We start from the raw sequence: 914 nt of genomic DNA on the forward strand, positions 1-914 counted from the left end.
ATTCCATATTAAATCAAAAAAATGAATATGTTCAAAGTTCTCATTATTAGGGTTTACAATATGAAAACCTCTAGATTTCCAGTCCCTGGCAAAATCATCTTCTCCCTTTAACGATGCCAGTTGAGCAGCTATACCATAAACTGCTCCTGACTCTATTCCATTACCTTCATGTGAATTTCTGTCGTATCTTCCAGAAATCAAGTTTTTCTGTTCCCATTCAGATGTTAACCATAACCATAAGTCATCATTATCCAACTTCAATTTTTCTAATTGGATAGCTATTAGTGGATTAATCCTTTACATCTTACTTGCATATTTTTTACTAACTAGCTGCCATGACGAGTTGTTTTCTTTATTTTTCGGTCCAAGCCTATTACAATTTTTCATATTACGGCTTTGAATTCCTTTATTTTTTCCATTAAACCCTAATAAAATTTTCAGAGGTAACTAATTATTATGTCGTTTGTTAACTTCAATCGTAATGAACTCCGGCAAATAGCTGGGAGTACATCCTTTTGCTACTATTTCATCTTTGTAAAGACCCGTTTTCTCACCAAGTTTTATACAACGTGCACGATTCTTTTCATCATAAACGCCTATCCAGCCTGCGGTGAAATTCATAGCCCATTGAACTTCCGGATCTTCCTGCGTAATATTAGCTTCTAATGCAGATAGCAAGTCTGCTGTGTTATCAGGCGGGGTTTGTCCAGTCCATCTCAATCGCCCTTGATAATACCAAAAAGCTCGCCTTTGAAGAGAAGAAGGACTATTTTCCCATGACTCCATTAATGCAATTTTCTTCTTGTCTTTAGTGAGCTGATTAGCCATTAACCAATCCATTAAGTTATTTCGCTCATCAAAAGCGTGAGTCTGCATATCCTTATCAAGCTCATTCAGCACATCTTGTGAAAGAA

At 36.1% G+C, this 914-nt stretch carries 2 protein-coding genes; both read right to left on the reverse strand.

From position 1 onward, the window contains the following. Positions 1–255 (reverse strand): hypothetical protein (locus tag HP456_RS24375; protein ID WP_172255818.1); only part of this gene is annotated, 255 nt, incomplete at its 3' end. Between the two features lie 192 nt (positions 256–447). Further along, positions 448–914 (reverse strand): DNA alkylation repair protein (locus HP456_RS24380; protein ID WP_172255821.1); only part of this gene is annotated, 467 nt, incomplete at its 5' end.

Origin of the sequence: Bacillus haikouensis (assembly GCF_013179555.1) — a bacterium.
GTDB lineage: Bacteria > Bacillota > Bacilli > Bacillales > Bacillaceae_B > Rossellomorea > Rossellomorea haikouensis_A.